The organism is Halomonas sp. IOP_31 (genome assembly GCF_021151495.1).
Taxonomy (GTDB): Bacteria; Pseudomonadota; Gammaproteobacteria; order Pseudomonadales; family Halomonadaceae; genus Modicisalibacter; species Modicisalibacter zincidurans.
Genome location: NZ_JAIRBP010000006.1, coordinates 107,899 through 132,675 on the forward strand (window position 1 = coordinate 107,899; position 24,777 = coordinate 132,675).

Annotated in this window: 24 protein-coding genes and 2 pseudogenes; 7 read left to right on the top strand and 19 right to left on the bottom strand. The window is 65.0% G+C overall.

Annotated elements, in window-relative coordinates; translation table 11 throughout:
* The first annotated feature begins 64 nt into the window (after positions 1 to 64).
* A complete protein-coding gene (locus tag K7I12_RS05370) occupies positions 65 to 703 on the top strand; it encodes a TetR/AcrR family transcriptional regulator (protein ID WP_231663354.1) in 639 nt (212 codons plus the stop codon).
* Between the two features lie 80 nt (positions 704 to 783).
* Positions 784 to 1,044: a hypothetical protein gene (locus tag K7I12_RS05375; protein ID WP_031383364.1), complete on the top strand. Its 261-nt coding sequence runs from the start codon at positions 784 to 786 to the stop codon at positions 1,042 to 1,044.
* Positions 1,045 to 1,132: 88 nt separating this feature from the next.
* Here K7I12_RS05375 and K7I12_RS05380 read toward each other — a convergent pair whose 3' ends face one another.
* A complete protein-coding gene (locus K7I12_RS05380; protein WP_051907407.1) occupies positions 1,133 to 2,425 on the bottom strand; it encodes a cytochrome P450 in 1,293 nt (430 codons plus the stop codon).
* Between the two features lie 155 nt (positions 2,426 to 2,580).
* Positions 2,581 to 4,140 (bottom strand): DNA ligase D, encoded by a 1,560-nt coding sequence (gene ligD, locus K7I12_RS05385; RefSeq protein ID WP_231663357.1) that lies wholly within the window; start codon positions 4,138 to 4,140, stop codon positions 2,581 to 2,583.
* Here ligD and K7I12_RS05390 point away from each other — a divergent pair.
* Positions 4,103 to 4,558, top strand: a complete 456-nt coding sequence (locus tag K7I12_RS05390; protein ID WP_231663375.1) for a hypothetical protein — start codon at positions 4,103 to 4,105, stop codon at positions 4,556 to 4,558. The genes ligD and K7I12_RS05390 overlap by 38 nt on opposite strands.
* A 69-nt stretch (positions 4,559 to 4,627) precedes the next feature.
* Here K7I12_RS05390 and K7I12_RS05395 read toward each other — a convergent pair.
* The 16 genes and pseudogenes from K7I12_RS05395 to K7I12_RS05470 form a co-directional block, all read right to left on the bottom strand.
* Positions 4,628 to 5,035, bottom strand: a pseudogene (locus tag K7I12_RS05395) (DNA polymerase ligase N-terminal domain-containing protein); the annotation flags it as partial.
* A 130-nt stretch (positions 5,036 to 5,165) separates the two neighbouring features.
* Positions 5,166 to 6,938 (bottom strand): thiol reductant ABC exporter subunit CydC, encoded by a 1,773-nt coding sequence (gene cydC / locus K7I12_RS05400; protein ID WP_231663360.1) that lies wholly within the window; start codon positions 6,936 to 6,938, stop codon positions 5,166 to 5,168.
* Positions 6,931 to 8,724 (bottom strand): thiol reductant ABC exporter subunit CydD, encoded by a 1,794-nt coding sequence (cydD, locus tag K7I12_RS05405; RefSeq protein WP_051907411.1) that lies wholly within the window; start codon positions 8,722 to 8,724, stop codon positions 6,931 to 6,933. Before cydD ends, cydC begins: the two co-directional genes overlap by 8 nt.
* 2 nt (positions 8,725 to 8,726) lie before the next feature.
* Positions 8,727 to 9,725 carry a cytochrome d ubiquinol oxidase subunit II gene (gene cydB, locus K7I12_RS05410; RefSeq protein ID WP_031383368.1) on the bottom strand — a complete coding sequence of 333 codons (999 nt, stop codon included), beginning with the start codon at positions 9,723 to 9,725 and terminating at the stop codon, positions 8,727 to 8,729.
* A gap of 29 nt (positions 9,726 to 9,754) precedes the next feature.
* Complete coding sequence (locus K7I12_RS05415) at positions 9,755 to 11,167, bottom strand: cytochrome ubiquinol oxidase subunit I (RefSeq protein WP_031383369.1); 1,413 nt, start codon at positions 11,165 to 11,167, stop codon at positions 9,755 to 9,757.
* 304 nt (positions 11,168 to 11,471) lie between these two features.
* Positions 11,472 to 11,792 carry a hypothetical protein gene (locus tag K7I12_RS05420; protein ID WP_150113089.1) on the bottom strand — a complete coding sequence of 107 codons (321 nt, stop codon included), beginning with the start codon at positions 11,790 to 11,792 and terminating at the stop codon, positions 11,472 to 11,474.
* 134 nt (positions 11,793 to 11,926) lie between these two features.
* Entirely contained in the window at positions 11,927 to 12,943 is a 1,017-nt protein-coding gene (locus tag K7I12_RS05425; RefSeq protein WP_231663362.1) for a bifunctional enoyl-CoA hydratase/phosphate acetyltransferase, read from the bottom strand.
* Between the two features lie 17 nt (positions 12,944 to 12,960).
* On the bottom strand, positions 12,961 to 14,151 hold the full coding sequence (locus tag K7I12_RS05430; RefSeq protein WP_231663365.1) for an acetate/propionate family kinase: 1,191 nt from the start codon (positions 14,149 to 14,151) through the stop codon (positions 12,961 to 12,963).
* A 51-nt stretch (positions 14,152 to 14,202) separates the two neighbouring features.
* A complete protein-coding gene (locus tag K7I12_RS05435) occupies positions 14,203 to 14,538 on the bottom strand; it encodes a cation transporter (RefSeq protein ID WP_231663366.1) in 336 nt (111 codons plus the stop codon).
* A 52-nt stretch (positions 14,539 to 14,590) separates the two neighbouring features.
* Positions 14,591 to 16,273 carry a DUF3141 domain-containing protein gene (locus tag K7I12_RS05440; protein WP_231663368.1) on the bottom strand — a complete coding sequence of 561 codons (1,683 nt, stop codon included), beginning with the start codon at positions 16,271 to 16,273 and terminating at the stop codon, positions 14,591 to 14,593.
* A 2-nt stretch (positions 16,274 to 16,275) separates the two neighbouring features.
* On the bottom strand, positions 16,276 to 18,684 hold the full coding sequence (locus tag K7I12_RS05445; protein WP_269438568.1) for a copper-transporting P-type ATPase: 2,409 nt from the start codon (positions 18,682 to 18,684) through the stop codon (positions 16,276 to 16,278).
* A 100-nt stretch (positions 18,685 to 18,784) separates the two neighbouring features.
* Positions 18,785 to 19,039, bottom strand: coding sequence for an SHOCT domain-containing protein (locus K7I12_RS05450; protein WP_043337204.1), 255 nt, complete (start codon positions 19,037 to 19,039; stop codon positions 18,785 to 18,787).
* A gap of 182 nt (positions 19,040 to 19,221) precedes the next feature.
* On the bottom strand, positions 19,222 to 19,893 hold the full coding sequence (locus tag K7I12_RS05455) for a methyltransferase family protein (protein ID WP_035557707.1): 672 nt from the start codon (positions 19,891 to 19,893) through the stop codon (positions 19,222 to 19,224).
* Between the two features lie 3 nt (positions 19,894 to 19,896).
* Positions 19,897 to 20,235: a DUF5676 family membrane protein gene (locus tag K7I12_RS05460; protein WP_035557704.1), complete on the bottom strand. Its 339-nt coding sequence runs from the start codon at positions 20,233 to 20,235 to the stop codon at positions 19,897 to 19,899.
* Positions 20,228 to 20,581 carry a YHS domain-containing protein gene (locus K7I12_RS05465; protein ID WP_035557701.1) on the bottom strand — a complete coding sequence of 118 codons (354 nt, stop codon included), beginning with the start codon at positions 20,579 to 20,581 and terminating at the stop codon, positions 20,228 to 20,230. The genes K7I12_RS05460 and K7I12_RS05465 overlap by 8 nt, the downstream gene beginning before the upstream one ends.
* Before the next feature lie 374 nt (positions 20,582 to 20,955).
* Complete coding sequence (locus tag K7I12_RS05470) at positions 20,956 to 21,384, bottom strand: hypothetical protein (protein ID WP_092848850.1); 429 nt, start codon at positions 21,382 to 21,384, stop codon at positions 20,956 to 20,958.
* A gap of 100 nt (positions 21,385 to 21,484) precedes the next feature.
* On the opposite strand from K7I12_RS05470, the pseudogene K7I12_RS05475 reads away from it, so the two are divergent.
* The 4 genes and pseudogenes from K7I12_RS05475 to K7I12_RS05490 form a co-directional block, all read left to right on the top strand.
* Positions 21,485 to 21,583, top strand: a pseudogene (locus K7I12_RS05475) (prolipoprotein diacylglyceryl transferase family protein); the annotation flags it as partial.
* Between the two features lie 74 nt (positions 21,584 to 21,657).
* Entirely contained in the window at positions 21,658 to 22,278 is a 621-nt protein-coding gene (locus K7I12_RS05480; protein WP_035557690.1) for a LemA family protein, read from the top strand.
* Positions 22,275 to 23,051 carry a TPM domain-containing protein gene (locus tag K7I12_RS05485; RefSeq protein WP_231663370.1) on the top strand — a complete coding sequence of 259 codons (777 nt, stop codon included), beginning with the start codon at positions 22,275 to 22,277 and terminating at the stop codon, positions 23,049 to 23,051. Before K7I12_RS05480 ends, K7I12_RS05485 begins: the two co-directional genes overlap by 4 nt.
* A 62-nt stretch (positions 23,052 to 23,113) precedes the next feature.
* Positions 23,114 to 23,731, top strand: coding sequence for a TPM domain-containing protein (locus tag K7I12_RS05490; protein WP_035557684.1), 618 nt, complete (start codon positions 23,114 to 23,116; stop codon positions 23,729 to 23,731).
* A 134-nt stretch (positions 23,732 to 23,865) separates the two neighbouring features.
* On the opposite strand, the gene K7I12_RS05495 is transcribed toward K7I12_RS05490, so the two are convergent.
* Positions 23,866 to 24,570 carry a cytochrome c biogenesis CcdA family protein gene (locus tag K7I12_RS05495; protein ID WP_331460576.1) on the bottom strand — a complete coding sequence of 235 codons (705 nt, stop codon included), beginning with the start codon at positions 24,568 to 24,570 and terminating at the stop codon, positions 23,866 to 23,868.
* Positions 24,571 to 24,777 lie beyond the last annotated feature (207 nt).

Sequence of the window (24,777 nt, forward strand, 5' to 3'; positions counted from 1 at the left end):
CGAGCGTTGAGTCGTACGCCCGGCTAGGGCAAGCTTGGCTCTTCCCGGCAGGCAGAGCACACCGATGACGACCACCACCACGCCCGAGTTCACACGTGCCCGGCTGCGCAACCAACCGCGCATTCTCGAGGCGGCGGAGCAGGTGTTCGCCCGGCATGGCTACCGGGGGACGAGCATTCAGGCGATCGCCGAGGCGGCCGGGCTGCCCAAGTCCAACGTGCTCTATTACGTGGGCAGCAAGCGCCAACTCTACGTGGCGCTGCTCGAGCGGATGATGAGCCGCTGGAACGCCATGCTCGACGATATCAGCGTCGACGACGACCCCGCCGAGGTCATCGAGGCCTTCATTCGCAGCAAGATGGCGCTGACGCGCAGTCATCCGCAAGGCTCGCGGCTGTTTGCCGCCGAGATTCTGCAGGGTGCGCCTTTCTTGCAGGAGTACCTGCGTGGCGAACTGCGCGACTGGGTCGAGTCCCGCGCGCGGGTCTTCGAGCAGTGGACGGCACGAGGGCTGATGGATGCGGTGGATCCGGTGTGGCTGATCTTTCTGATCTGGTCGGCCACCCAGCACTACGCCGACTTCGAGGCCCAGGTGCTGGGCATCACCGACCGCATGGCGTTGAACGACGGGGATTACCAGGCGATCACCGACTTTCTGTGCCGGGTCATCCTCAAGGGCTGCGGGGTCGTTGCGCGCAGGTAACACGGGTTAATCCATTGTCTGCGCGGACGATGGTAGCTTTAAGAAGTCGAACCGACGTCAACCAAAGGCAGGAAGCCATCATGTTGAATCGCTCACGGAATGTAATCTGTCCCACGTGCCGGTCCGTCAATAGCTGGGAAGGCGACCCGGCTCCGGATGAAGCCCTTTACTGTCATCTGTGCGATGGATTCATCGCTACCCACCAGCATTACGTCGAGAGCCTGATCAAGGGCGAGGTGGCACGCATCATGGCCCGTTACGCTAATCCCGATTCGTCCTATCAATTGTCACTGTTGAAGCAGGTGCTCGCCGATCGGCCCTCGGCAGACGCTCGCCTCTGAGCCATTCGATCTCCACATCTTTATAACTGCTTTATAGCTGTTTCAGGGGCCCGGCCGGGATCGACGCCGGGCCCTGCGCATCGTCCTTCTAGCTCTCCTGCATCTCGCCCGTTGTCGGGTCCGCTTGGCCGTACGGCAGCGCTTGAACCTGGTCGATCACGAAGCGGCTGGTCGGGATGATCGGCGTCCGCGACCAATCGATATCCAGCGCCTGGCTCGGTACGCGATAGCGCATCCGGGTGAGCAGTTGCTCGATCGCCACCTTGATCAGCGCTTCGGTAAACCATTCCCCGGGGCAGCGATGATGGGTGGCATGCTCGTCGCCGCCCTGGGGAATGAAGTTGTAGGCGTTGGCCGCTTCGCGGAGGAATCTATCGCCTTGAAACGTATCCGGCTCTCGCCAGCTGCGCGGGTCGCGATTGGTACCGAACAAATCCAGCAGGACCCGGGTGCCGCGAGGGAAATGGTAACCCTGCCAGGTGAAGTCGGCGCGGACCCGGGCGGCGAGGAACGGGAAAAAGCTGTAGTAGCGACGCACTTCCTGAACGAAGGCGTCGAGCAGGGCGGCGTCGGTGGGCAGCGATTGGCGCCACTCGGGATGTTCATGCAGCGCCAAGGCGGCGAAGGTCACGTAGCGTGCGATGGCCACGGTGGGACGTATCAGGTTGAGCACTTCCACGGCCGCGGTCTGCGTGTCGAGCAGTTGCCCGTCGGCATCCTGGTGCCAGCAGACCCGCGACAGCGCGCGTTCCTTGTCGACCTCGAGCCGCCCCGCGCGGATCCGTTCGACGAGATCGCCGATCCACGCTTCGCTGCGGATACGCGCGCGACGCGCCCGCCAATAGCGCCAACCGACGCCGCCGCCGGCTCCATCGATCATCGCTGCGATATCGGCGCAATGCTTGACGACTTCCGCCTCGCACAGCGGCAGGTCGGCCCACCGGCAGGCGGCGCGCAGGTGAATCTCCTGAACGGCGTGAAAAAACACGACCTGGTCCCGGCGTTGCCAGGCGTCGATGGCGACTCGCCACTCTTCGGTGGCCAGCTCGGCCAGCTCGCGGATGTTCGCGGCGGTCATCAGCGACATGAACAGCTGCTTGCGAATGCGGTGGGCCTCGCCATCCAGGCCTTGCACGCCGCCTTCGCCGAATAGCGTCTTCTTGAGCATCCCCGGGGCGGCGCCCTCGCGCGTGAAGCGCGACTGATCGTAGAACAGCCGCGCCGCCGCTTCGCCGTGCAGGCACAGCGTCGGTTCGAACAATAGCCGGGTCTGGAAGATATCGCTGCGAAGGCGCTGGCATCGCCGGGGAATGAAATGATTGCCTTCGCGCAGTAGCGACAGCGAGCTGTCCAGCTTGCCGTCCCTGGGGATCGTCGTCATGTTCGCGCTCCTTGAGAATGACTGGTTTGCAGCCGGCCGTGGCTGCGGACGGCCAACTGCCGGGGCCTCGGACGGCTGAACTAGCCGCGGTTTCGGGCGGCTGAACTAGCCGCGGTTTCGGGCGGCTGAACTAGCCGCGGTTTCGGGCGGCCAAATTAGCCGAGACCCACGGCCTGGCGCATCCTGGCGTCGATCGCGCGCCGGGCGTCGTCGAAACCCGCCCAGGGATCCTTGCGCAACGAGGCGAGCCGTCGCGGCAGATTGCGAACGGTGTAGCGGTCGGGCTTCAGCTTGGCGTCGAGTTCGTCCCAGCGAACTGGCACGCATACCGGGGCGCCCTCGCGGGCACGCACGGTATAGGAGGCCACGGCGGTGGCGCCGCGGCCGTTGCGCAGATAATCGATGAAGATACGCCCCTCGCGCTGAGCCTTCGACAGGTTGGTGGTCAGTCGCTTGGGGTCCGCCTTGGCCTCCTGCCGGGCGAGCGCCCTGGCGAACGCCTTGGCGTCGTCCCATTCGAGTGCAGGCTCGATGGGCACCACCAGATGCAGTCCCTTGCCGCCGGTGACCCGCACGAAGCTCTCGAGGCCCAGCGAGGCAAGGCGTTCGCGCAGCGAGCGGGCGACACGGACGATTTCCGGCCATGCCACGCCGGGGGCGGGGTCAAGATCGAAGACCAGATTGTCGGGTCTTTCGAGATCGCCGACGCGGCTGCCCCAGGGGTGGATTTCCAGCGCGCCGGCCTGCACCAGCGCGATCAGGTCCGCGGCCGATTCCACGTAGATATACTCGGACGTGCCCTTTTTCTCGTCGATGTCGATACGCGGCACGCTGTCGGGAATGGCGACCCGGGGATGCTTCTGAAAGAAGCACTCGCCGTCACGCCCCTCGGGGCAGCGCATCAGCGCGAGCGGGCGCCGGGCGAGATGCGGCATGACCCAGTCCTGGATCGCCTCGTAGTAGCGCGCCAGGTCGAGCTTGGTCAGGCCCTGTTCCGGGTAGAGCACTCGATCGGCGTGGGTCAGACGCACGCCGAGTACCTGCGTCGTTTGCCCGCTGCGCGACGCGCTGGAACCGCTGGCTCGCTTGCTCCGCGAGGCGGCCTTGCTTTCGTCACTGTCGCTGGGGCGGGACGACTTGCCGGAGCGCGACGGCGCTGCCGATTCATCCTTGTCGGAAGCCATGCGGATCTCCTCGGGGTTGCGGTCCTCGCGCAGGCCGCGAAAGGCCGGGTGGCGCAGCAGACCATCGCGGGTGCGTCCGGCGAATTCGACTTCGATGACCTGCTCGGGGCGTACCCAGTGCACGCCGCGGCTGTTCCGGATCGAGCCGGCGAAGGGCGACTCCGACGTCTCGAGATCGCGCAGCGCGGCGCTCAACGTCTCGAGCAGGCGCTTGCTGAAGCCGGTGCCCACGCGCCCGGCGTAGACCAGCCGGTCCTGGTCGTCGAAGGCGCCCATCAGCAGGGCGCCGAAGCCGCTGCGTGAACCGTCGGGCTCGGTGTAGCCGCCGATCACGAACTCTTCGTGGTTGGCGCACTTGACCTTGAGCCACTGCTTGCTGCGCGTGCTGTGATAGTGGCTCGAGGCGCGCTTGCTGATGATGCCTTCCAGCCCCAGCCGGCAGGCGCGTTCGTAGAAGGTCTCGCCCTGGGCGTCGATATGATCGGAATAGCGAATGCGGCTGGCGTTGTCGAAGCTCGCGGCCTCCAGCAACGCGGCCAGGATCTTTTTGCGTCGCGACGCGGGTCAGGTCGTAGCCGTCGAGGTGCAGCAGGTCGAAGGCCTGATAGATCAGCCTGCGCGTGTCGCCGCGGCTCAGCGCCTCCTGCAGACGTCGGAAACTGCTGATGCCGTCGGGGGCGAGGGCGACGATCTCGCCGTCGAGCGTCGCCAACTGCGGATTGGTCTCCCTGGGCAGGGCCTGACGTCGCGCCCCGCTCAACTTCCCTACGCGTTGGGACGGAGCCGGGGTGTGCTCGCCATCATCGCTTTCGGTCGCACCTTGCCCGGCGCGCTCGTCGCTTGCCTTCGCCTGCCAGACGTTGTCGACGTCCTCGGTGATCTGGTGCATGGTGCGGTCGCTGGCGACGCTGCGATCGTCGTCGCTGATCTTCAGCGTCTGATCCTGTGAATCCTCGTCGTCGTGGCGCTTGATCAACAGCCAGTTCTTGTCGCTCTTCTGCTGGCCCCCGGTCATCCGCGTCAGTGTCCAGGCGCCGCGCAGCTTTTCGCCGTCGAGGGTGAAGTCGATGCGGTTCCTGTCGCGCTTTCCGGTCGGCTGCCAGCGGCCGCGATCCCACAGCATGACCGTGCCGCCGCCGTAGGATTCCTGCGGGATGATGCCTTCGAAGTCGCCGTAATCCAGGGGGTGGTCCTCGACCTCGACGGCCAGGCGCTTTTCGCCGGGTCTGAGACTGGGGCCCTTGGGCAGCGCCCAACTCTTGAGCACGCCGTCCTGTTCGAGGCGCAGGTCGAAATGGTCGTGGCTGGCGGCGTGCTTGTGCATCACGTAGCGCTCGCCGCTCGATGAAGCGGCGTTATCGTCACCGGCCGGCTCGCGGGTCTTGCGGAAATCGCGCTTGCGGCGATACTCCTCGAGTTTCGCCATGATTCTCGTCCTTGATGAGTCGCTAACGAAAAGTCCCTAACGCAAGAGCGTTTCATCTGAGCCTAGCAGGCTATCGGACATGGCGCTGAGCGGCTCCTTGCCGTGACCGTTCGCTGCGCCATGCCCGCCGTTAAGAAGCGATGACCGTGCGCCGCCTGAGTGCCGCGTAGCGGCTCCGGGCATCGGCGAGCAGCGCCTGCGGGGTGTCGAATTCCAGCACTCGGCCGGCGTCGAGCACGGCGATGCGATCGAAGCGATCGAGCTCGCGTAAACGGTGGGTGGCCAGCAGCAGGGTGCGGCCCCGGCAACGCCGGCGTATTTCGGCGAGCACGCGTGACGCGCTGGCCTCGTCGAGCCATTCGGTGGGTTCGTCGAGCAGCACCACCGGCGCCTCGTAGAGCAGCGCGCGAGCGACGCCGAAGCGGCGTAGCTGGCCGCCCGACAGGGAACTGCCGCCTTCGTCGGGATAGCTGTCGAGCCCCGCCGGCTGGCTGGCCAGCCAGTCGCCGAGTCCCAGCGCCTCGAGCAGTTCGATCAGCGTCGCGTCGCTGGCCTCGGGGGCGGCGATCAGCAGGTTTTCCCGGTAACTGGCGACGAACAGGTGAACGTCCTGCGGGGCGACGGCGAACGCCTGGCGCAAACTGGGCTCGCTCAGCGCGTCAAGCGCCGCTCCGCCCAGGCTCAGCGTGCCCCGTTGGGGGGCGACGAAGCGCAGCAGGGCATTGAGCAACGTGGTCTTGCCGCTACCGGTAGCGCCGAGCAGGGCGACGTGTTCGCCGCTGGCGATCGCCAGCGTCACGTCGTCGAGCGCGGGAATGCCGTCGAAGCAGACGCGCAGCGCCTCGACCTTCAGGCGCGCATCGCCAGGCGTGGCGCGGTCGACATCGGGATAGTCGACGCCGGGCAGCTCGGCATGCAGGCGGTTGAGCCGCGCCGCGGCGTGTCGCAGTCGCCCCAGGTCCTGCATGGCCTTGGGCAACGGGGCGATGGCTTCGAAGGCCGCGAGTACCGCCAGGCCCATCAGCGCGAGCAGCGTCGGATCGAGAGTGCCTGCATCGACCAGCCAGGCGGCCAGCGCCAGGGTCACGGTCACGCTGATGCCGAGCAGCGTGTGGGTCAGCAGTTGCGAATGCCCCCATAGCCGGGCCAGGCGCCGCTCCTCGGCGTCGCGTTGGCGCTGGGCGGCGAGCAGGGTGTCGCGCTCGTGGGTCCAGCGGCCGTAGAGCAGCAGCTCGGAGAAGGCGGCGAGCCGGGCAATGAGCCGTCCGCGCAGCTGAGCGTCGAGCGCCTGCCAGCGCGCCGAGTGCCGCTGGCCCCGGCGCCAGGCGAGCCACGGGCCGAGAAGCGCCGACGCCAGCAAGGCCGTGGCGGCGAACAGGCCGATGCCCGGGGCGAAGACGCCGATCACCACGCCGCAGCCGACGATCACCCACAGCGCGACGATCGACGGCATGAGGACCCGCAGATAGAGCCCGTCCAGGGCATCGACGTCGGCGGTCAGGCGGGTCATCAGGTCGCCGCTGCCGTAACGCTGCAGCGCCGCCGGCGACAGCGGCTCGATATGCCGATAGGCGCGCTCGCGCAGGGCGGAGAGCAGCTTGAGGGTGGCCTGGTGCGAGGTGAGCCGTTCGCCGTAGCGCCCTGCGGTGCGCACCAGCACGAACAGGCGAATCCAGGCCGATGGCAGGTAGAAGTTGAAAGCGGTGGCGGCGCTGAGTCCGGCCAGCGCCGTCGCGCTGAGGAACCAGCCGGATAGCGCGATCAGCCCGATGCTGGCGGAGAAGGCCAGCAGATTGAGCGCGATGCCCAGTATGAACAGGCCGGCATGCGCGCGCAGCGGTGCCAGGTAGGGGCGCAGTTCGCGCCACGTTTCATTGGCTGTCGGCCCGCCCCGATCAGTCATGTGCGCGGTCTCCGGCGGGCTCGGGTTCGTCGTTAGCGGGCCTGTCGAGACCGGCCAGCGGCTGGCCGGGGGCGCTGAGCTCGGCGAGTGTCCCCAGCGCGCTCACGCGGCCCTCGTCGAGCATCAGGATACGCTCGGCGAGTTGCAGCAGTTCCAGCCGGTGGCTGAGCACGACCAGGGTGCGGCCGCGCTTGAGCCGGGCGAGGCCGCGCAGGACCCGCGCTTCGCTGTCGCGATCGAGGCTGGCGGTGGGTTCGTCGAGCAGGATCAGCGGCGCGCGGCGCAGCCAGGCGCGGGCCAGCGAGATCTGCCGCGCCTGACCGCCGGATACCGGCTGGCCGCCTTCACCCAGCGGCGTGGCCAGGCCACGGGGCAAGCGGCGCGCCCATTCGGCGAGATCGACCGCCTCCAGGGCGTTCCAGAGCGCGCGTTCGTCGGCCTGGGGGGCGGCCAGGCGCAGGTTCTCGGCGAGGCTGTCGGGCAATAGCGCGGGCTGCTGGCCGACCCAGCCGATGGCGCGATGCCACGCCTCGCGGGGCAGGCGATCGATTGGCATGCCGGCGTCGGTGGTCAGCGTGCCGGTCTCGGCGGACAGAAAGCCCATCAGCAGGTTCAAAAGCGTCGTCTTGCCGGCCCCGCTGGGGCCGATCACCGCCAGCGTCTCGCCGGGATGCAGGGTCAGCTCGATGTCGTCGAGGGCCGGGTGGCGCTGGCCGGCATAGCGGCAGCTGACGCCCTGGAGATGAACGCCCAGCCGTTCGGGAACCGGCCAATCGGCCTGGGCCGGCGCTGCGGCGTGCTCGTCGGCGAGCATCGGCATCAGATCCTCGGCCGCGGCCTGGGCCTCGGACCTGGCGTGGTAATGGCTGCCCAGATCGCGCAGCGGTTGGTAGAACTCCGGCGCGAGAATCAGGATGAACAGCCCGCTGTAGAGATCGAGCCCGCGGCCCCAGGCGCCGAACTCGAAATAGCCCAGATAGCCAAAGCCGATATAGATCGCCAGCAGGGCAATCGACAGCGAGCTGAAGAACTCCAGCAGGGTCGAAGAGAGAAAGGCCAGGCGCAGCACGCGCAGGGTGCGGTGGCGGAAATTTTCCGAAACATGATGCACGACCGAGGCCTGCTGGCGGCTGACGCCGAACAGCTTGAGCGTCGCCAGGCCGCGCAGGGTGTCGAGGAAGTGCCGGTTCATGCGCGTCATCTCGAGGAACTGAGCCTGCTGACGCTGCTTGGCGCCGATACCCACCATCGCCATGTTGAGCGGGATGAGCGGGCCGGTGGCCAGCAGGATGGCGCCGGCGGCCCAATTCAGCGGGAAGACCGCCAGTAGGATCAGCAGCGGTATGGTCAGGCACAGCCAGACTTGCGGGCGGTAATCGGCGTAGTAGCCGTGGAGCGCGTCGACCTGGTCCCAGATCCGGTTGCCCAGCGTGGCGCTGTGCTGCTGGCGTGCCCACAGCGGGCCGCGCTGCGCCAGATGATCGAGCAGCCGACGGCGCAGCGCCTGGCGCACGCCGATGGCGCTGCGGGTCGCCGTTTCGCTCTTCAGCCAGGCAAGCGCGCCACGGCCGATGAAGGCCAGCGGCAGTACGGCCAGCGGCACCGTGAGCTCGCTCAGCCGGCCCTCATCGAGCACCATGCGCTGGACGACGGTGGCGATCGCCCAGGCCTGGGCGAACAGGCACAGCGTCGCGGCGCTGCCGGCGACAATCGCGAGGGGTGTCCAATAGCCGCCATGTCGGGCCTGCCGGGCCAGCCATAGGTCGCTCTCGTTGCGTGTGGGCATGGCTAGTCTTCGCTCTCCCGCACCTTGCCGGCGAAGACGCGGTAACTGTAAAGGGTAAAGCTGAGGATGATCGGAATCATGATGGCGTAGCCGATCAGCAGGAAAAACTGGCTCGAGCGGTTCGAGGCCGCTTTCCAGATCGTGATGTCGGGCGGGATCAGCAAGGGGTAGAGGCTGATGGCCAGCCCCGTGCAGCCCATCGCGAACAGGCCGACAATCTGTGCGAACAGCCGCTTCTCATGCCCACGGCCGGCGCTTAGGATGGCGCCGATCGCCAATGCCAGCATGACAACGCCGATGGCCGCCAGATAGAGCCCGCTGGGCAGGCTGAACCAGCGTTCGGCGACGTGCGCGTTGATCAACGGCGTGCCGATCACAACGATCACCAGCGCGACGATGAAGATCAGCAGCAGCGGCCTGACCAGGCGCAGAAAGCGTGCCTGCAGCGCGCCGTCGGTCTTGACGATCAGCCAGGCCGCGCCCAGCAGGGCATAGCCGATCACCAGGGCGGCGCCGGTAAGCAAGCCGAAGGGCGAAAACCAGCCGAAGAAACTGGTGGTGTATTGGCCGCTGTCGTCCTGCAGACCGTCTATCACGCTGCCGACGATCATGCCCTGAATGAAGGCGGCGAGCGTGGTGGCGACGAAGAAGCCGCTATCGAACCAGCGCCGGGTCGAGGTTTCGAAGCGGAACTCGAACGTCATGCCGCGAAAGAACAGCGCCATCAGCATGACGATCACGGGAATGTATAGGGCCGGAAAGAGCGTCGCGTAAACCAGCGGGAAAGCGCCATACAGCCCCGCGGCGCAGAGCACCAGCCAGGTCTGGTTGCCATCCCAGAAGGGTTGGGCGGTGGTCATCATGATGCCGCGCTGGCGTTGTTCGCCGACGAACGCAAACAGGATGCCGATGCCCAGGCTGTAGCCGTCGAGGATCACGTACAGCATCAGTCCGAAGCCGATCAGACAAAACCAGATGACTGCGAAAAGTTCATGGCCCATTGAATCGCTCCCTGCGTTGGCTGATGGCGTTATCGACGTTCCGATTCGTCACGCCGGCTGAAGGGGCGGCGAGGTTGTTGCGTCTGCTCGCCTTCCCGGTCGGCCGCTTCCTCGGGCATCTTTTCCATGGGCGGCCTGCTTACCAGCTTGAAGAACAGCCAGGCGCCGGTCGTGAAGATCAACGTGTAGATGCTCCATAGCCCCACCAGGCTGGTCCACAGGGTGGTGGGACTGAACGACGAGACGCCTTCGGCGGTACGCAGCAGGCCGTAGATGATCCATGGCTGACGCCCGGCTTCGGTGGTGACCCAGCCGGCCTCGATGGCGATGACGCCGATCGGCGTCGCCAGGATGATCAGTTTCAGGAACCAGCGCGATTCATAGAGCGTTCGGCGCTTGCGCAGCCATAGCGATAGCGCGACCAGGCCCAACATGGCGAAGCCCAGGTAGACCATCAGCCGGAAGGCGAAGAACACCAGCGGCACATTGGGCCGCTCGTCCCGGGGCCACTGGGTCAGGCCCTCGATCTTGCCGGTCAGCGAACGCGTCAGGTAAAGACTGCTCAGGCGCGGAATCTCCAGTGACAGCCGGTTGGTCTCGGCCTCGCTGTCGGGCCAGGCCAACACCACCATCGGCATGCCGCCGCGCTCGGGCTTGTTCTCCCAGTAGGCTTCCATGGCTGCGACCTTGACCGGCTGGTGATCGCGGGTATTGATCCCTTGCTGGTCGCCGGCGACGATCTGCAGCGGCACCGTGAAGGTGAGCATCCATAGCGCCATCGACAGCATCTTGCGGGCCATGGCGTCGCGGCTGTTGCGATGCACGTGCCAGGCGGCGATGCCGGCCACGACGAAGGCCGTGGCGATCAACGCGGCCAGCGACATGTGCACGAAGCGGTAGGGCATCGAAGGGTTGAAGATCACGTTCCACCAGTTTTCCGGCACGAACTGGCCGTTCTCGATGGCGTAGCCGGCCGGGGTCTGCATCCAGCTGTTGGAAGCGAGTATCCAGAAGGTGGAAATGTAGGCGCCCAGCGCGACCATGGCGGTGGCGAAGAAATGTACCCGTGGGCTGACCCGGCCCTCGCCGAACATCATGATGCCGAAGAAGCCGGCCTCGAGAAAAAACGCGGTGACCACCTCGTAGGTGAGCAACACGCCATTGATGCCACCGGCCCGGGACGAGAAGCCGCTCCAGTTGGTGCCGAACTCGAAGGCCATGATCACCCCCGAGATGACCCCGGCGGCATAGTTCGCGGCGAAATGCGGCTTCCAGTAGTTGAAGATGCCCAGGTAGATGGGGTTGCCGGTCTTCATCCACATGGCCTGGACGAAGGCCAGGTAGGTCGCCAGCCCGATGCTCAAGGCGAGAAAGATGATGTGGTACATCACCGTGGTCGCGAATTGCAGTCGAGCCAGGTCGAGGCTGTCTAGGCCCAGCATGAAGGATCTCCCTATCCTGTTTGGCTTCACGAACGCTCGATAGGCGGCGTGCCGTTACCGACCGGCGTCCATGCTGGGTCGGTGATCAGACCGGAGAGCTCGCAAGGGACGCCGGCAACCTCGACCTTATTGTGGAGCGTGCTGGCGCAGAAGGCGAATATTGCGACCACCGACCGGGACGATGATGTGCGTGGGCTTTTCAGGCCGCGCTGACACAAACGGAATGATTAAAGTGCCGGTCTCGGGGGCTGGCTGGCAGCAGGTGAGCGGTGGTTTCCGGCGAAGTCTCGCTGGGGTGGCCAGTTCAGGCCCCATAGGCAATGGTACTCGCCGGTGGTTTCAATGCCTTCGGCAAATGACCTGACAACCCAGGCTGAGCGAGACGTTCAGCAGTGACTGCATGAACTGGCCAGGCGACGGCACAACAGGTCGAGCTCGACCCGGTGTCCGCTGCGGGCGACCGTGTCGAACAGCGCCAGGGCGAATCGAGTGGCGTGCCGACCGGACCGCGTATCAGCGCCTCATAGCCGAAGATGCCACGGCCGCCAGCATCGGCGATGGGCTGGAAGAGCGGCGTCAGTCTTTCTTTACGCAGGATGGATTTCAACAACTGGGCGTCTGGCATGTGGGGCGCTCCGAGCGCTGGCAGAACGGTCATGTAAGAAGTCGATCAGGAAGCCATTGCTCTCGATGGCCGCGAGCCGCCGACCAAGTCGATGCGACGAAACGGGCCTGCTCGGGGGCGGGGCGTGGTGTCCATCAGTGCACCTCCCTGGGGCGGCAGGTCGACTCGGGTTGTGGGGAACAGCAGAAGCTGGACTCGACTTCGCCAGAGGAAGGCAGGGCCAGGCGGATGCCCGCTAGGTACATCAAGGCCGCGACCCCCAGCCCCGCCAGCCGAGCCTCGGGCGGGTCGGCTCGGGAGCTCAGCATCACCGGTACCGTCAGCCCCATGACCACGCCAGCTGCCGTGGCGCCGGCGTGGTACTCGAAGTTCTTGGCCAACACGTTGCCGGAGATCAGATCCGGCATCAGCAGGATGTCGGCCTTGCCCGCCACCGGGGAGTCGATGCCCTTCTCCCGGGCCGCGCGCTCGGAGATGGCGTTGTCGAAGGCCAGCGGCCCGTCGACCTCGGCACCGGTGATCTGGCCGCGGCGAGCCATCAACGTCAGGCAGGCGGCGTCCAGGGTGGAGACGATGGCCGGGTTCACCGTTTCCACAGCGGAAATGACCGCTACCCGGGGCGTTGTGACACCTACCATGTGCATCAGCTCGATGGCGTTGTGCAGGATCTGCGCCTTGGCGTCGAGGTCGGGGGCGATGTTCACCGCCGCATCGGTCACAGCCAACAGGCGTGGGCAGTCGGGCACGTCCACCAAAAAGACGTGGCTCACGCGTCGGCCGGGCTGCCGTAGGCCGCTGCCCAGCAGGATATGCATGAAGGTGTCGGTGTGGATATGCCCTTTCATCAGCGCATCGGCGTGGCCGTCGAGCACGAGTTCTACCCCACGTCGGGCGGCCTCCGTCTCCGAGTCGGCCTCGATCACGGCCTCGAGGTCGATCTCCCAGCCGAGTACCAAGGCGGCTTCGGCGATCTCGTCGGGCCGGCCGATCAGCACGGGCTCGGCGATCCCGAGCCGTTTGGCCTCGCGTAGTGTCTTCAGCACCGCCGCCTGGGCTGCGTTGACCACGGCGACCCGTATTGGGTCCTCGCCCCGGGCCTGCTGGATCAGATTATCGAGCGTTGCTGGACGTTGGGCTTCCATCGTGGTCATGCCACCTCCTGTTTTGGCTAACATGCGTTGGCCAGCGTGCGCTGTACGTGCGTGGCGATCATCCGTTCTTCATCGGTAGTCACGGCCTCTACCCGGACCGGGCCGTCGGCGACGGAGATCAGCGGCGCGGGCTTGCGGTTGCGCTGCGGGTCCAGCGTCACGCCGAGGTACGTCAGGCCATCGCAGATCTGCATGCGGATATCCGGCGCGTTTGCGCCGATGCCGCCGGTGAAGATCAGTCGGTCCAGTCCGCCGAGGGCGGCGCTCAGGGCGCCGATGAAGAGGCGGGCACGATGGCAGAAGAAGTCGATCGCCTGGGCGGCCTCCGGAATGTCATTACGGCGCGCTAAAAGTTCGCGCATATCGGCGCTGACACCGGAGAGGCCCAGCAAACCGGAGCGGCGGTAGAGCAGTTGCTCGATCTCTTCGGCATCGAGCCCGTAATGCCCGGCCAGATACAGCAGGATGCCGGGGTCCAGGTCGCCGCTGCGGGTGCCCATGGGCATGCCGCCCAAGGCGCTGAAGCCCATCGTGGTCTCGAGGCTGCGTCCCTGGCGAATCGCCGCGAGGGACGCGCCGTTGCCCAGGTGGGCGACAACCAGTCGTTCATCGAGCGCTGCGGGGCCGTGGCGGCGCACCAGATCTTCGACGATGAACTCGTAGGAGAGCCCATGAAAGCCATAGCGGCGTACCCCCTGGGCCTCGTACTCCCGGGGCAGGCCGGTGTGCCGGGCGAGCTGGGGTAGGCCGTGGTGAAAGGCCGTATCGAAGCAGGCGAGCTGGGGCACACCGGGAAAATGCGCGCGCATGGCGACGATACCGGCCAGATTGTGCGGCAGATGCAGCGGCGCCAGTGGCACCAGAGCGTGAAGTCGATCCAGCAGGGAGGTATCGATCCGTTGAGGGCAGTCGCAATCGGAGCCACCATGGACAACCCGGTGTCCGATGCCGACCAGGTCCAGTCGGCTTGTCTGCTGTCGAAGAAGGATGTCGACCTTCTCGATGGCGGTGGCATGATCGGTCAATTGCGCTGGGTGGTCGTCCACCGTTCCCTGTGCATTCGACATCTGAAGCCGGCCTTGCGACGTGCCTATCCCACTGGCCGCTCCCCATACCAGGCGTTGAAGCTCCTTCGTCAAGGCGAACACGGCGAATTTCAGGCTGGATGAACCGCAGTTGACCACCAGAATGGATGGCGTCGTCGACATTGACTGACCTCCTGATACACCGCCGCCCAACGACTTGACTGACGGCAAGGTTCAATGACAACTCCAGGGTTCCTTGGCGGCATTGTCCTTGATGTTCTGATCGACGAACCGGTAATGCTCTTCCTTGAAGCGGTTCCACCAGCCCTGACTGATTTCGATGCCATGCCTTGTCAGGATCTGTTCGATACCCTCGATACAGAGTCGCGAGGCGTCATAGGCTAGGTGAAGCATCCGCTTGCTGTCATCGGAAGATACCTTGTCGAGGCCAAAGAGTTGATCGATTTCGGCAATTGCACTTTGAAGATCCTGCTGATCGCCGGGTTTTAACTTCAACTTGCGTATGACCAGATTGACCTCGTTGACGCCGAGGCGGTGTTCGCTGGGCATGACGAAACTCCTGTCTTTTGCTGATCGGTAAGCGTTTCTTCAAGCGGCGCTGTTAGTGTTCCTCGCCACCGGGCCATGACCCACCATAAAATCTGGTGAAAAGCAGTTCACTGAAGCCATCGCGCGCTGTGCCGGCCAGTTCCAAGGTCGAGGTGATCGCATCGCTCGTCAGCGTTTCCCACTGGCGATACATATTTCGCCCCTCGACAGAGACGCTTTCCGGTGGGGCCATATCGGAAAGCCACTTCACGCTGCCCATCCAGGGCGCGAAGCGCTCCGAGAACATCAGCCGGCTGGTCCGTGCCGGATGCAGTTGACGCAGTACCTCGGCCGACCAGGGGGTGGTATACAACCGCACCCAGGGCCCGACGAAGGTCTCATAGAGGGCCACATTGTGCTCGGAGCGCGCGCGCACTCGCTCGAACGCCGGTGCCTGAGAAGGGTAATCCAGGTCCTCCACCCGGCGCTCCTCGAAATGCACCCGGAACTGTGGCTTGTGGCAGTCGGGGTCGCCGGTGGGGTTGTCGATGCGCAGCTCGTAGAGGCCAGGGGCCAGGTCATTCAGCTCTGTGAGGCTCTCGAGGATCGCTCGGTGCTCGAGACGCGCGACCCTGGCGGAAACGAAGATCCCCAGGTGCCCGACGTGGGGGTTGAGCAGGTAGACGATGCGCTGGTCCGCGGCCTTCAAGGCCTCGGTGCTCGGGTACACCGCCGGAAGCCAGTTGAGCGCCTGATGGGGCGGGGTGATGTTGTCACCGCCGGAGGCGAAGATCACCAGGGGGTTGCGGATGCGCTTGAGATCGACGGTGCAGCCCGGGCAGAGCTCGAACTCGCCACGCTCGATCTGGTTGCCGATAAAGAGATTCTCGACGATGGCGGTGATCTCTTCCTTGCTCAGGCTATAGAAGCCCGTCCACCAACGCTCGAACCCCAGAAATCGCTCGCGCTGTCCCTCGATATCGGCGAATAGCTGATAGTCCTTCTTCCACAAGGTGTTCGCCGGCTTGAGGGTCTCGAAGTTGGTGGCCAGGTTCGCGCCATCGAAGCGCCCGTCACCCAGGTCCGCCAACAGATGAGTGAGCCAGGCGCCGCCCAGCAGACCGCCGGCGAGGCGCATGGGGTTGACGCCGGATTCGCCGGACCAGTAGGACAGCGGCGAGCCGTTGAGTACCGCCGGCCCGACCAGGCCCTCGCAGTCGGCACTGAGCAGGGCGATGGCCCAGCCCGCCTGGCAATTGCCGTAGAGTACCGGCGGTTTGCCGGGGTGGTGCTTGGCCAGCGTCTCGACGAAGCGTCGCAGGACGTGCAACACGTCCTCCAGCGTCTGGCCGGGGACGGGCTCGGGGAAGAAGATCACGAAGTAGACCGGGTGGCCTTCGTGGAGCGCCATGCCGACCTCGGAGTCGCGCTTGAAGCCGCCGATGCCCGGGCCATGGCCGGCGCGCGGGTCGACGATCATCACCGGCGGTTTGCTGGCGTCGAGGCAGTCTTCCAGACAGTCCTCGCCGACCCGGGTGATACGCAGCAGGGCATAGTTGGCGGGGCGTTCCAGCCGCCGGCCGTCCAGGATCATTTCATAGTCGAAGTCGAGCAGCGGTGGCTTGCCGGCCTGCTCATGCTCGAGCATGTTGTCCGCGCGCTCACGCAGCGTGTCCAGGTAGCGCAGGCCGCGCCACCACAGGTTGGCTTGGTAGGTGAACAGTTCCAACGGCGGAAAAAGCGTCGCATCATTCATGCTCAAATCCTCACCCGGCGCAGGCGCAATGAATTCATTACCACGGACAGCGAGGAGGCGCTCATCGCGAAGGCGGCGAAGATCGGCCCGATCAGGATGCCGAAAAACGGATAGAGGATCCCGGCAGCGATCGGTACGCCGGCCCCGTTATAGATCAGCGCGAAGAACAGGTTCTGCTTGATGTTGCGCATGGTGGCCAGCGACAGCTTGCGGGCGCGTACGATGCCGTCGAGGTTGCCCTTGACCAGCGTGAAGCCGGCGCTTTCGATCGCCACGTCGGCGCCGGTGCCCATGGCGATGCCCACATCGGCCTGGGCCAGGGCGGGAGCGTCGTTCACCCCGTCGCCCGCCATGGCCACCTTGCGGCCTTGTTCCTGCAATTCGCGGATGATGCGGGCCTTGTCCTCCGGCATCACATCGGCACGGATCTCATCGATGCCCAGGCGCCCGGCCACTGCCTTGGCCGTGCGCTCGTTGTCGCCGGTGGCCATGATGAGGCGGAAGCCCAGCCGGTGCAGCGCCTTGAGCGCCTCGGGCGTGGTTGCCTTCACCGGGTCGGCGACGCTGACCAGGCCGGCGATCTGGTTGTCGAGGACGACGAACATTACCGTTTCGCCTTCATCGCGGCGGGCGTTCGCGGTCTCGGAGATCCGGCCGCCATCGAGGCCCAGTTCGGCCATCAGCTTGGCGTTGCCGAGGGCCACCGACTGGCCGTCCACGACCCCCTTGACGCCCATGCCGGTCACGGCTTCGAAATCGGTGGCATCGGCGAGGGATACGCCGCGCTCCTCGGCGCCGGCGACGATGGCCTCGGCCAGTGGGTGTTCCGAGCCACGTTCGAGGCTGGCCGCCAGGCGCAATACCTCGGCCTCGTCATGCCCTTCCTCGGGCAGCACCGCCACCAGCTTCGGCTTGCCTTCGGTCAGGGTGCCGGTCTTGTCGACCATCAGCGTATCGACCTTGGCGAAACGTTCCAGCGCCTCGGCATTCTTGATCAGTACGCCGGCCTGCGCGCCGCGCCCGGTGGCCGTCATGATCGACATCGGCGTGGCCAGGCCCAGCGCACAGGGGCAGGCGATGATCAGCACCGCCACCGCCGAGACCAGCGCATAGGACAGCGCCGGCGCCGGCCCCCAGATCGTCCAGGCGATGAAGGCGACGATGGCGACGCCGATCACCGTGGGAACGAACTTGCCGGCCACCTTGTCGGCGAATTTCTGGATCGGTGCGCGGCTGCGCTGGGCGGCAGCCACCATCTCGACGATCTGGCTGAGCATGGTGTCGGCGCCGATGCGGGTGGCCTCCATGACCAGGCTGCCGGTGCCGTTGATCGTGGCCCCGGTGACCTTGTCGTCTTTGACCTTTTCCACCGGCACCGGCTCGCCCGAGATCATCGACTCGTCGATCGAGGAGCGGCCCTCGACCACCACGCCGTCCACCGGCACCTTGTCGCCGGGGCGCACCCGCAGGTGGTCGCCCACCTGCACGTCTTCCAGCGCGACCTCTTCTTCGCTGCCGTCGGGCCGGATCACCCGCGCGGTCTTGGCGGCCATGTCCATCAGCGCGCGGATCGCCTTGCCGGTGCCTTCACGGGCGCGCAACTCCATCACCTGACCCAGCAGTACCAGGGTGACGATCACCGCCGCGGCCTCGAAATAGACGCCGACGGTGCCGTCTTCCCGGCGAAAGCCGTCGGGGAAGACGCCCGGCACCAGCACCGCCACGATGCTGAACAGATAGGCCGCGCCGACCCCCATGCCGATCAGGCTGAACATGTTGAGGTTCATGGTGCGGAAGGAGTTGTAGCCGCGCACGAAGAACGGCCAGCCCGACCACAGGATCACCGGCGTGCTGAGCACCAGCTCGATCCACATCGCGTTGCGTTCACCGAAGAAGTCGCGAATGGCCCCGAGGCCCAGGTAGGGGCTCATCGTCAGAATCAGGACCGGAAGCGTGAGCACGGCCGCGACCCAGAAGCGTCGGGTAAAATCGACCAGCTCGGGATTCGGCCCTTCATCGCCGACCGCCGCCGATTCCAGCTCCAGACCCATACCGCACAGGGGGCAGGCACCGGGAGTGGTTTGGCGCACCTCGGGGTGCATCGGGCAGGTGTAGACGGCGCCGGCATGCCCGGCCGGCACCTTGTCGTACTTGCCGCCGTGGGCCGGCGCGGAGGCCCCATGACCATGCCCGTCATGCGTCTGCGAGTCGTCGCTTCCCACGGGCACGAGGTGCATGCCGCACTTGGGGCAGTCACCCGGCTGGTCGGAGACGACCTCCGGGTGCATCGGGCAGGTGTATTGGGCGCCACCCTGGCTGCCGGCGGCGTGTTGGTCCGTATCGCCGCTGCCTCGTGTCGGTGCCTCGTGCGAGGCATGCCCGTGACAATGGTCGTGTTGGTGTTGCGTCATGGAATCGTCTCCGTCGCTTCCGCGTCTTGATTCAACCTCGTGGCCCTATCTCGATAGGGTCGAAACTAATAGTGCCGTATCCAATAATCAGGAGGTGCGATCAAAGCAGAAGATCGCGCTTGCGTTGCTCGTACTCCTCGCGGTCGATTTCTCCCCGGGCGTAGCGTTCTTGAAGAAGGTCCAGGGCCGTTGGCCGCCGTTGAGAAAATGGCTCGCCCCGGCCTCGGGTCAGGCCACGCACCAGGAGAACGGCCAAGGCAATGACGATGCCCCAGAACAACACCATCATGAGCCCGCCGAAGAGCATATGCCCCCAGCCGTAACTCCCCATATACGCCATCATGTCGCCCCACATGGTCGGATCTCCTTTTCTTGTTACTTACTTTGCCCTGACGTCAGGCTAAAGCCTGTGGGTAACCCAAGGGTCAAGATAATATGAGGTGAAAGCATGCGACTCTTGATCCCGGTCAACGTTCGGCATCTTCAGTGGGATGAAATCAACGCCGCCCGCGTGTGTTGATGTGTGAATCCAGGATGTCAGTGAACCCCCGGCTCATCGTGAGTATTGCGTGAGCTACCCGCTAGCTTCCGCCACTGTCCCCAGCGAGGAATGAACATCGGCACCCGCCGCTGGTAGGCGCGATAGGCGTCACCGAACCAGGCCAGCATCTGCCGTTCCTCGCGGTGGGCCAGCCAGGTATAGGCAAGCACGATCACTGGAAACAGGCCGATCGAGAATAGTGTCGGCCAATGCACCACACCTTCGCCGAACAAGGCGATGAACAAGCCGGTGTATTGGGGATGCCGTACCAGGGAATAGAGTCCGCCGGTCACCAGGTGGTTCTCGCGCCGTGCCTTGTAGACTTGCCGCCAGCCCTGGATAAAGATCCCGATGCCGGTAAACGCGAGCCCGTAGCCAAGCAGCATGGAGACAAGCATGCCGGTTTCTCCCAGCCCCACCAGCGTCGACCAGAGGCTGGCGCTGACATACTCGCTATCCAGACCGAAGAAACGCACCAACAGATAGATAGTGAGCGGAAAGCCATACATCTCGGCGTAAAGCGCGATGATAAAGGCCTGCACCGCGCCGGCACCGGTCCATTCGCGCCAGTTCTTCGGTGCGAAATAGCGATAGAAGAACCAGGACACCAAGACGATGACGATCAGCGCGAGGCCCCAGGCGCCGGTATGGTTGAGGGATTCGTTCATGGCCTACGCTCCGCTGCGCCGGTTGAGGCGTGTGACAAAGAAGTTGTAGAGCGGGCCGAAGACCAGGGCCACGTACCAGCCGTAGCCGAAGCTTTCAGCCAGGCCCAGGAAGAAGCTTGGCCAACTCAACCAGGTGAAGCCAGGCAGCAGGCGCAGCCAGCTCTCATACATCGCCCGGTCGGGAAACAGCAGGCCGAAGCCGACGCACAGGATGAAGGTCACGGCCAGAAACAGCCCCAGGCTCATACCCAGTGCGATCACCGGGATCCGCGGCACGGCTTGAACCGGCAAGCGGGTTCCGTAATGCGGCTTGGCTGTCGGCGGAACATCGGCATCAGGCATGTTCATTCTCCGGCTGGGCGGGCGGGCTCATGGCTTCAGCGGCGAGATATTGCTCGGGCGCGGCCTCGAAGCGTTCTCGGCAGTCACGTGAGCAGAAGTAATAGACATGGCCCTCGTGGACGCTCGACTTGGCCTTTTCGGTGCTGACGGTCTTGCCACAGACGGGATCGACGTCCTCGGCTGGCGGAATCCAGCGCAGGCTCTCGGTGGTCGCCTGCCTCTCTGATGCCCCCTCGCCATGCTTGGCCTTGCCACGACCATGACCCATCACGTGAGCACCGCAGCCGAAGCGCATCATCAGAAAGATGATTCCCGCCCAGAGCATGAAATATACGAGCTCGTTCATGGACTCTCTCCTGCTATTTCATTATCGGGACCCGTGTCATATCGGCCGCCTTCTTCGTTATGCCGAGAAGCTGTCCAGAGAAAGGCTAGAGCCTATGTGTGACACAATGGTCAAGGCCGGAGTCGCTGCCCTACGCCTCTCGGTTTCGCGGAGTGTCTCAAAGCATACGCAACGAAACTGAATTGACGCTGAAAAGCGAAGCACCCCGACGCCTGGCAGTGGTTTATAGCTCGAGATGCTGATAAGTCTGGTGGGAAGAGTCTCTGCACGCACAGCGGCCACTCCGGCAGTCGCCTGGTTCGATACGAGGGCGGGCACGAGTTATCTCCCCGCGTATCCGTCTGGAGTCGTGGGGCTGGGGAAATGGGGATGACTTAGACTCTGAAGCGTTGGCTCAACAGGTAGACTGCAACCGGAGAAGGGGCGGGAAGGGCACGTGGCGTGCCGCTGGCGGTGACAACCCGGGGCGCTATGGTCGGGGCAGCCATGCTCAAGGGAAGAAGCTTGCACTCGAGGTCCTGGCGTTCCAGGCGCAACAGGGCACTGCCGGCATGGCGAGCGCCATGGCCATGGTGGCAGCGCGGCCGAGGGTGTTCCGTGTCGATGCGTTCGGCGCTCGAGTGCGTGTCCGAGAGAAACTCGACGCCAACCTGGCCAAACGCGGTCGAGGAAGGCACAGGCGCCGCCGTGGCGGCACTGAAGAGAAGCACCAGCACCATGCCCAGCAGGATGCCCATCCCAAGGCGCGGCCAGGCGACGTCAGGCCGCGTGGAATGCTTGGGAAAGAGGGCATGCCTGGCCATGTTGCAGGGCTCCTGTGGCAGGTTATGTCCCCACCATATAGCCCAGAACCGGATCCTGTCGATTGATCCAGATCAAGTCAGATGGCGCTGCAAACCTCGGTTGCAGTATCCTCAGATCGATCCGGTTGCCATCGCCATCGGGCCGGTGCAGATTCACTGGTATGGCCTGATGTACGTTGTCGGCTTCGTGGCGGCATGGCATCGCTTCCTTCGCATCAAGCTGAGCTGTACCTTGGACCTCATCGATTCGCAATGACAGGGATGACTGACCCCATGCTGACGAGATACACCACGCTTCCCGACCCTCGCGTCTGGCGGTTTGTCCTTGTGCTGATCATGGCGATGCTGTTGACGGGTTGCGGCGTCAACAACATCCCCACCTATGACGAACAGGTGAAGTCGGCCTGGGCGCAGGTGGAGAACCAGTACCAGCGACGCGCGGACCTGGTGCCCAACCTGGTCGAGACGGTCGAGGGCTTTGCCCGCCAGGAGCAGGAGACCCTGACCGCCGTGGTGGAGGCGCGGGCCAAGGCCACGTCCATCCAGATCGACGCCGAGTCGCTCGACGACCCGGAAAAGCTGCGCCAGTTCGAGCAGGCCCAGCAGCAACTCACCGGGGCACTGAGCCGCTTGATGGCGGTGTCCGAGCGCTATCCCGACCTGAAGTCGAATCAGAACTTCCTGGCCCTGCAGTCCCAGCTGGAGGGTACGGAAAACCGCATCGCCGTGGCGCGGCGCGACTTCATCACCGCGGTCGAGCGCTACAACACCGAGATCCGCACCTTCCCCGGGCGGTTGTGGCACAGCATCCTCTACAGCGACATGCCGCTGCGCGAGACCTTCGAAGCCACGACCGAGAACGCGGACCAGGCCCCCCAGGTGGAGTTTGAATGAGCGATCTTCTGCGCATCCCGCTATTGGCGCTGCTGCTGTCGGGGGGCCTCGGCCTTCAGGCACAAGGCCTCCAGGCCCAGGAGCTTGAGGAACAGGAACTCGACTTTCCCGAATTGACCGGTCGTGTGGTGGACCAGGCCGGGCTGCTGGATCCGGCCACCGAATCACGCCTGAGCGAGAGGCTCGCGGCCCACGAAGAAGCCACCACCGAGCAACTGGTGGTGGCCACCCTGCCGGACCTGCAGGGCGTCACCATCGAGGAGTATGGCTATCAGCTGGGGCGCCACTGGGGCATCGGCCAGCAAGAGGAGGACAACGGCGCCCTGCTGATCGTCGCGCCGAAGGAGCGCAAGGTGCGCATCGAGGTCGGCTATGGCCTCGAGGGTCGACTGACCGACGCCCAGTCCTCGGTGATCATCAACCAGACCCTGACGCCGGCCTTCCGTGAGGGCGACTACGCCCGCGGCATCACCGAGGGCGTGGAGGCGATGATCCAGGTGCTGGGTGGCGAGCCCATGGACACCAGTGCCACCGCCAGCGCCCCGGCTCGGGAACAGGGACCTGAAGGACCGGCATCGATTCTCTTCTTCGTGATGTTCGTCATCGTCATGACGCTGGTACGGGGCGGTCGCGGCGGCCTGCTGGCCGGCATGTTGCTGGGCGGTGCGCTCGGCGGCAGGTCGCGCGGCGGCGGCGGGGGTGGTTTCGGCGGAGGCGGCGGCTTCGGCGGTGGCGGCGGCTTCGGTGGCGGCGGCGCTTCCGGCGGCTGGTAAGCCAGCCTTCCCGCCGGTGGCGACACCGACATGACAATCAGGATTCGGAGATCACAACCCCCATGGCCTTACTGAGTGAAAACGAGCAACGCCAGGTAGCCGAGGCGATTCATCGGGTCGAACGCGACACCGATGCCGAGCTGGTCACCGTGCTGGCTCCGCGAGCGGACAACTATGCCTATATCCCGCTGCTCTGGGCCGGCCTGCTGGCCCTGGTGGTACCGGGTGCGGTCAATTACTTTCCCGGCTGGTTGACGGCCTACGAGCTGACGCTGGTGCAGTGGGCGACCTTCATCGTGCTGGGACTGGTGTTTCGCATCCCCGCCATCACCACCCGGCTGATCCCGCGATCGGTTCGTCATTGGCGGGCGGCCAACCTCGCCCGGCGGCAGTTCCTGGAACAGGAGCTGCACCACACCGAGGGGGGAACGGGGATGCTGATTTTCGTCTCCGAAGCCGAGCGGTATGTGGAAATCCTGGTTGACCGGGGCATCTCGGCACGTATCAGCGACGAGACCTGGCAATCCATCGTGGCGGCGTTCACCCAGCAGGTGAAGGCAGGTGAGACCCTGCGGGGTTTCCTGGCGTGCATCGAGGCATGCGGCGAACATCTCAAGGAGCAGGTACCAGCCACCCACGAGCGCAACGAACTGCCCAATCATCTGATCGTGCTGGATTGACCCTCATCTGCCCATGCACCGGGGCATGACGAGTGCTTCTCCCCGGCAGAGGTGCCGCCGTCTGACACGGAACACGTGGGGCGATACGTTGAGAAGTCGCAGGAGACTCGACGGTTGGATGTCGATCAACGCCCTCAGCCGATTGTGGCCAGGGCCGGAAACCAGTCCACCAGGATGCTGGAGAGCCGGGTGAGCGTCCCGGAGACGATCAGCAACCCCATGAGGATAAGGATCACTCCGGCGACTGGTCGGGCATAGGCACTCCACTTACCGAGGCGGCCCCGGTAGTGGCTGAACCTGTTGAGCAGCAGGGTGCTGGCCAGGAAGGGCAGGGCCAGGCCCAGGGAGTAGGTCGCCAGGTAGAGCATGCCGGCCTGGGCATTGGCGGTGGTCGAGGTGGCCATCAGGATCGCCCCCAGGATCGGGCCGATGCAGGGCGTCCAGCCGATGGCGAAGGAGATGCCGAAGAAGGTCGCCGCCATGGGAGAGCCCCCTCTCAGCTCGGGCGACCACTGAAAGCTGCGCTGCAGGACGGGCAGCCGGAACACGCCCGTCATGAATAGGCCGAGCACGATGACGATGCTGCCGGTGATCCAGTTGAGCTCCTGGCGATAACCACGCAGCAGCTGGCCGATGCTGGTGACCCCCAGGCCCATCAGGATGAAGACCACGCTGAAGCCGAAGACGAAGAAGGTGCTGAGCAGCAACGCCTCGAAGCGCCGATCCGCCTTGCCGGCACTGCCGCCGGTGACCACCGACAGATAGGCGGGCAGCAAGGGCAGGGTGCAGGGCGAGAAGAACGACAGCAGCCCGCCGAAGAGGGCGCCGATCAGGCCGATGGAGGAGAGCGTTTCCGCAGAGCTTCTACCTGGGTGAAATGAAGGGAATGGCTATCGGCCGGCGATCGTCAGGGTCGCCGGCCTAGTACTACAGTCGTAACTGAATAAGCTACAATGCATGTGGTTGATATGGAAGCGATCACAGGGTGAAGGATGCAAGAACTGGATCTCTCTGTCTCAGCATTGTTGGATGACCTGGCAGATCGG